Raw genomic sequence first — 5,641 nt, 5'->3', positions numbered from 1 at the left:
TTCCTGCACGGTGCCAACATCGTTGCCGGTCGCGAAGCTGAGCACCGGCGCGTCGTTGCTGCCGGTAATGGTGACGGTCACCAGTTGGGTGTCGACGCCGCCCAGGCCGTCGCTGACTTGCACCGTAAACACGTCATCATGGCTCTCGCCCGCCTTCAGCGACTGCACCGCACTGGCAACTCCGTCGCTGCCATTGGCCAGGGTGTAGGTCCACTGGCCGCTGCTGTCCACGGCGATTGCGCCGTAGGTGCCGGTGGACGCGCCATTGATGGTCCAGGTTGCCGTGGCATCGTGATCGATGTCGGCCGAGCTGAACTGGCCGCTGACACTGAGGGTGGTGTCTTCCTGCACCGCGCCGGCCGCATTGCCCGTCGCGAAGCTGAGCACTGGCGCGTCGTTGCTGCCGGTGACGGTGACGGTCACCAACTGGGTGTCGACGCCACCCAAGCCGTCGCTGACTTGCACGCTGAACACTTCGTTGTGACTCTCGCCCGCCTTCAGTGACTGCACCGCACTGGCAACGCCATCGCTGCCGTTGGCCAGGATGTACGTCCATTGGCCGCTGCTGTCCACGGCGATCGAGCCGTAGGTGCCCGTATCCGTACCCGCAATGCTCCAGGTCGCCGTGGCGTCGTGATCGATGTCGGCCGAGCTGAACTGGCCGCTGACGCTGAGGGTGGTGTCTTCCTGCACGCTGCCAACATCGTTGCCGGTCGCGAAACTGAGCACGGGCGCGTCGTTGCTGCCGGTAATGGTGACGGTCACCAGCTGGGTGTCCAAGCCGCCGAGGCCATCGCTGACCTGCACGCTGAACACTTCGTTGTGACTCTCGCCCGCCTTCAGCGACTGCACCGCACTGGCAACCCCGTCGCTGCCATTAGCCAGGGTGTAGGTCCACTGGCCGCTGCTGTCCACGGCGATCGAGCCAAAGGTGCCGGTATTTGGCCCGGCAATACTCCAAGTGGCGGTGGCATCGTGATCGATGTCAGTCGAGCTGAACTGGCCGCTGACACTGAGGGTGGTGTCTTCCTGCACCGCGCCGGCCGCATTGCCCGTCGCGAAACTGAGCACGGGCGCGTCGTTGCTGCCGGTAATGGTGACGGTCACCAGTTGGGTGTCGACGCCGCCGAGGCCGTCGCTGACCTGCACCGTGAACACGTCATCGTGGCTCTCGCCCGCCTTCAGCGACTGCACCGCACTGGCAACTCCGTCGCTGCCATTGGCCAGCGTGTAGGTCCACTGGCCGCTGCTGTCCACCGCGATCGAGCCAAAGGTGCCGGTATTTGGCCCGGCAATGCTCCAAGTGGCGGTGGCGTCGTGATCGATGTCAGCCGAACTGAACTGGCCGTTGACGCTGAGCGTGGTGTCTTCCTGCACCGCGCCGGCAGCATTGCCCGTCGCGAAGCTGAGCACTGGTGCGTCGTTGCTGCCGGTGATGGTGATCGTCACGTCCTTGGTCACCGTCGCCCCGACGTCATCGGTCAGCGTCACCGTGAACACTTCGGTCTTGGTCTGGCCCGCGGCCAGGTACTGCGCCGCGCTGTTGTTCAGCGTATAGCTCCAGCCCACGCTGCCCACCGCGTCGCCGGTGCTCTCGTCGCTGACAGTGGCCACCAGCGTACCCAGCGCACCGGCCGGTGCACTCACGCTGGCCACATGGGCGTGATCGGCCAGGTCCACGTCGCCGAAGGCGAAGCTGCCGCTGGCCACCGGGGTGCCGTCTTCGGTCACCGCCGCGCTTTCGATTTCTGCCGCCGTCACGGTCGGCGCGTCATTGGTGCCGGTCAGGGTGATCGTCACGTCCTTGGTCACCGCCGCCCCGAAGTCGTCGGTCAGCGTCACCGTGAACACTTCGGTCTTGGTCTGACCTGCGGCCAGGTACTGCGCCGCGCTGTTGTTCAGCGTATAGCTCCAGCCCACGCTACCCACCGCATCACCGGTACTCTCGTCGCTCACACTGGCCACCAGCGTACCCAGCGCACCGGCCGGCGCACTCACGCTGGCCACATGGGCGTGATCGGCCAGGTCCACGTCGCCGAAGGCGAAGCTGCCGCTGGCCAGCGGGGTGCCGTCTTCGGTCACCGCAGCGCTTTCGACCTCTGCCGTCGTCACCGTCGGCGCGTCGTTGGTGCCGGTCAGGGTGATCGTCACGTTCTTGGTCACCGTCGCCCCGAAGTCATCGGTCAGCGTCACCGTGAACACTTCGGTTTTGGTCTGGCCCCCAGCCAGGTACTGCGCCGCGCTGTTGTTCAGCGTGTAGGTCCAGCCCACGCTGCCCGTAGCGTCGCCGGTGCTCTCGTTGCTGACAGTGGCCACCAGCGTACCCAGCGCACCGGCCGGCGCGCTCACGCTGGCCACATGGGCGTCATCGGCCAGGTCCACGTCGCCGAAGGCGAAGCTGCCGCTGGCCAGCGGGGTGCCGTCTTCAGTCACCGTCCCGCTTTCGATTTCTGCCGCCGTCACCGTCGGCACATCATTGGTGCCGGTGATAGTGATGGTCACATTCTGCGTTACCGACGAACCATGACCATCGTTGATGGTGACCAGGTAAGTTTCGGTGACTGTCTGTCCCTGGGCCAGGTACTGCGCCGCCGCATTGCTCAGGTTGTACGTCCATTGCACCGAACCGTTGGCTGCATTCGCTGCTTCGCTTACCGGCAAGAGTACGAACGTACCAAGATGAGTAGCGTTGCCCGCCGCCGGCGCGAACGTCGCCATGTGCGTGTCACTCAGGTCGACATCGTCAAAGACAATCGTGCCGCTGGCTGTCTGCGAGTCGGTCGTGCTCGCCGTGGTGTCGGCGTCTTCGGTCACCGTGCCGGCCTGCGCGCCGATGCTGATCGTCATACCATCATTCACGCCCGAAAACTGCACCGTCGCGGTGGCCCAACTGAGCGTTCCGTTGCCAAGACGAATCGCATAGGTAAAGCTGTCCGTCAGGAGCTCGCCAGTAGCCAGCGCCTGGAGTTGTGCCTTGAAAGCAGACGAGAAAGTAGTGGCGTCGTAGCCGACCTTGCCGTCCGAGGTGATCCAGATCTTTGCACCATTCAAACTGGTGTCAGAACTCGCCGCCTCAGCCCTCGCCGTATCCTGGGTCAGGAGGTCGGCCGGAGCATAAGCCTTGGTGGCAGTAGAAAGACTGTCCGCGTTGTCGAGTGACCAGAGTGTCTTCGCGTTGCCACCGAGGTCATTGGACATGACGTCCCAATACACGACCCCCAACAGATTTTCAGTGGTGGTGAAGATGTCATCCTTCGCCTGCGGCGTGTTGGAAAACGAGGTAACGGTTCCGCCGCTGGTAGTTGTAGTGCTAGCCATGTCTTTCTCCCAAGAATGTCACCCTGAGCAAAAAACCGCCGTGGGCCGCTAACAGCCACAAGCGCTTCTTCCTCAACCCACGAAAACCTCATTCCACCGGCACCAGCCGGCTGGCCAGCAGCTTCACGCCCGCCCCGGTCCTGCCGCCTTGTGGCTCAATGCGCACAATTTGTCCTTGAGCCTTGAACTTCATGGGGCCGCCGGGAGTGTCGAGTTCGATCTCGAAGTCAATCAAGCTACCCACCTGCAGCTCACTATCGGTTTCGAAATACAAACCGGAGGCGCTGATGTCACGGGTGACACCGTTGCCCCCGCCGATCAGTTGCAGCGGCAGGGTGATTTGTTCACGGGGCTCAATTCGGTATGTGCCTTTCATGGTGGCAGTCTAAAAACGACCGCTGTTTTATACATGGGAGCGCTATCCCTTTTTTCTGGGAGTCAATCAGCCATGAAAACAGGGCTTTACGGGACAAATGTCATGGGAGGGGCTACCTGAAGCGTTATAGAAAAAAGCTACAGGCTGCAACGATTGCTATCATGATCAGCTAACACAACCCGCCTAAAGAGGCAGCGACCCGCATGCCAATTCAAGTCCTGTTAGTAGCTCTACCGCTCGTGGCCTGGGGCCTTGAGCGTCTGGTGGAAAGCGCTCAACCGAGGTTGACGCTGGCGGGCTCGGTGGCGTCGGTGGCGGAGTACCTGCTTTCGCTTCACCAATACGCGCCAGATGTGGTGGTGCTGGACCTGGACAGCGAGGACTGTATCGAGTCGCTGGTCGACTTGCACAGCCAGACCAAAGCCAGGATTCTGGTAGTGACAGGGTCGAGCGACGTGGCGCTGCATGACAGAGCGGTGCTGGCGGGCGCACGTGGCGTGGTGGATAAGCGGGAGTCGGCCTCCGCATCGACATTGCTCAAAGCCATAGAAAAAGTGCATGACGGCGAACTCTGGATTGACCGCAATGCGACCAGCCGTATCTTCCTTGAACTGGCGCGCAAGAAAGCCGAACGCGATATTGACCCGGAGCAACAAAAAATCGCCAAGCTAACGCGCCGCGAGCAGCAAACCATTGCATCGCTGGCCAGCGACCCCTCAGCCCCTGGCAAGTTGGTGGCCGAGAAGTTGCACATCAGCGAGCACACGCTGCGCAACCATTTAACATCGATCTACAGCAAGCTGGGCCTGACGAACCGCGTAGATCTGTACGCCTACGCACACAAGCATGGCCTTTCCACAGGCGACTGAGGACTGCGGCAATACTCCTTCTGCTTACACAGAATTCAGCTGTGTTGCATCGACCGGTTGAATCCACAGCCAAATGCAGACTTTAACGCTGGCACGTGGTTATGATCCGGGATAACCAGGATCCCTTGGACCCACGCTTATGCCAGCCTCGCAAATCCGCCCCTCACCCGCGCCACTGCTCAAACCAGGAGAAACGGTGGTCCTGTTCGACGGTGTCTGCAAGCTGTGCAATGGCTGGGTGAGGTTCTTGATTCGCCATGACCGCCAGCGGCGAGTGCGGTTGGCGGCGGTTCAGTCACCCGAGGGGCAGGTTCTGCTCGCGTGGGCAGGTTTGCCCGTGGATCAATTCGACACCATGGCGGTGATCCGCGACCGACACTACTGGGACCGTTCGGATGCATTTTTTGAAATCATCGCCCAGTTTTCCGCACTCTGGCGCCCCGTGAACCTGTTGCGCATCTTCCCTCGCAAACTTCGAAATTGGGCATACGACCGCATTGCGCTTAATCGTTATCGGCTCTTCGGGAAATACGACACGTGCCTATTGCCGGAGCCTGATCATGAACAGCGTTTTTTGAAAGCGCCCCTATGAACGCCCTCACACGCATTAACCGGATCACCAGTTCCACATCTGGCATCACCGCCAAATGCCTGCAAACGATGCTACCGAAATTTCCGTAGCCACCGACCACCATCACCCTGAATACCCTTCAGCTATTCCCTGACTGACAGGCTGCTTTCGGCTGTGGATTCAACCGGTGGTGAAAGGCAACAATCGGCCAATACCCGATATTTCCCCCTGGCTCGATAGCAGGCGTTTTCGGTCCAGGTACTGTCACAACCACCGCGCGAAAAATCCGTCATGACATGTCATGACCTCCTTCAGAAACGGACTTTGACCAACAAATACGGGGTTTAAAGGACGAATGGTCGAGAGGCGTCAAGCGCGGGGAATTGCCGGGAGTTTGCAGCCACTACAGGCTTTTCAGGCAGGCACGTTCGTCGCGGTGCAGTGAACTTCACTCTCATCACGTGTCACATTAGGTCCTTGTCAAGCGAACTACAGAAGAGGTACAGC

Annotated in this window: 4 protein-coding genes; 2 read left to right on the top strand and 2 right to left on the bottom strand. The window is 60.9% G+C overall.

Annotated features, from left to right (window positions below; all coding sequences use genetic code 11):
- A partial coding sequence (locus tag AC1D19_RS30185; protein ID WP_477765555.1) for a beta strand repeat-containing protein occupies positions 1 to 3,318 on the bottom strand: 3,318 nt, incomplete at its 3' end.
- A gap of 88 nt (positions 3,319 to 3,406) precedes the next feature.
- On the bottom strand, positions 3,407 to 3,694 hold the full coding sequence (locus tag AC1D19_RS30180) for a PilZ domain-containing protein (protein ID WP_477760170.1): 288 nt from the start codon (positions 3,692 to 3,694) through the stop codon (positions 3,407 to 3,409).
- 203 nt (positions 3,695 to 3,897) lie between these two features.
- Between AC1D19_RS30180 and AC1D19_RS30175 the strand changes: the two genes are divergently transcribed.
- Together AC1D19_RS30175 and AC1D19_RS30170 are read left to right on the top strand one after the other, a co-directional pair.
- Positions 3,898 to 4,563, top strand: coding sequence for a LuxR C-terminal-related transcriptional regulator (locus AC1D19_RS30175; RefSeq protein ID WP_477765554.1), 666 nt, complete (start codon positions 3,898 to 3,900; stop codon positions 4,561 to 4,563).
- 139 nt (positions 4,564 to 4,702) lie between these two features.
- Positions 4,703 to 5,155 carry a thiol-disulfide oxidoreductase DCC family protein gene (locus tag AC1D19_RS30170; protein WP_477756560.1) on the top strand — a complete coding sequence of 151 codons (453 nt, stop codon included), beginning with the start codon at positions 4,703 to 4,705 and terminating at the stop codon, positions 5,153 to 5,155.
- Positions 5,156 to 5,641: the final 486 nt, after the last annotated feature.

This window comes from Pseudomonas sp. P1_C12, assembly GCF_056406435.1.
This window is presented reverse-complemented; position numbering and strand designations above follow the sequence as displayed.

Coding starts and splice junctions, on each gene's coding strand:
- AC1D19_RS30180 (WP_477760170.1), bottom strand. CDS start 3,694: ATGAAAGGCACATACCGAATTGAGCCCCGTGAACAAATCACCCTGCCG.
- AC1D19_RS30175 (WP_477765554.1), top strand. CDS start 3,898: ATGCCAATTCAAGTCCTGTTAGTAGCTCTACCGCTCGTGGCCTGGGGC.
- AC1D19_RS30170 (WP_477756560.1), top strand. CDS start 4,703: ATGCCAGCCTCGCAAATCCGCCCCTCACCCGCGCCACTGCTCAAACCA.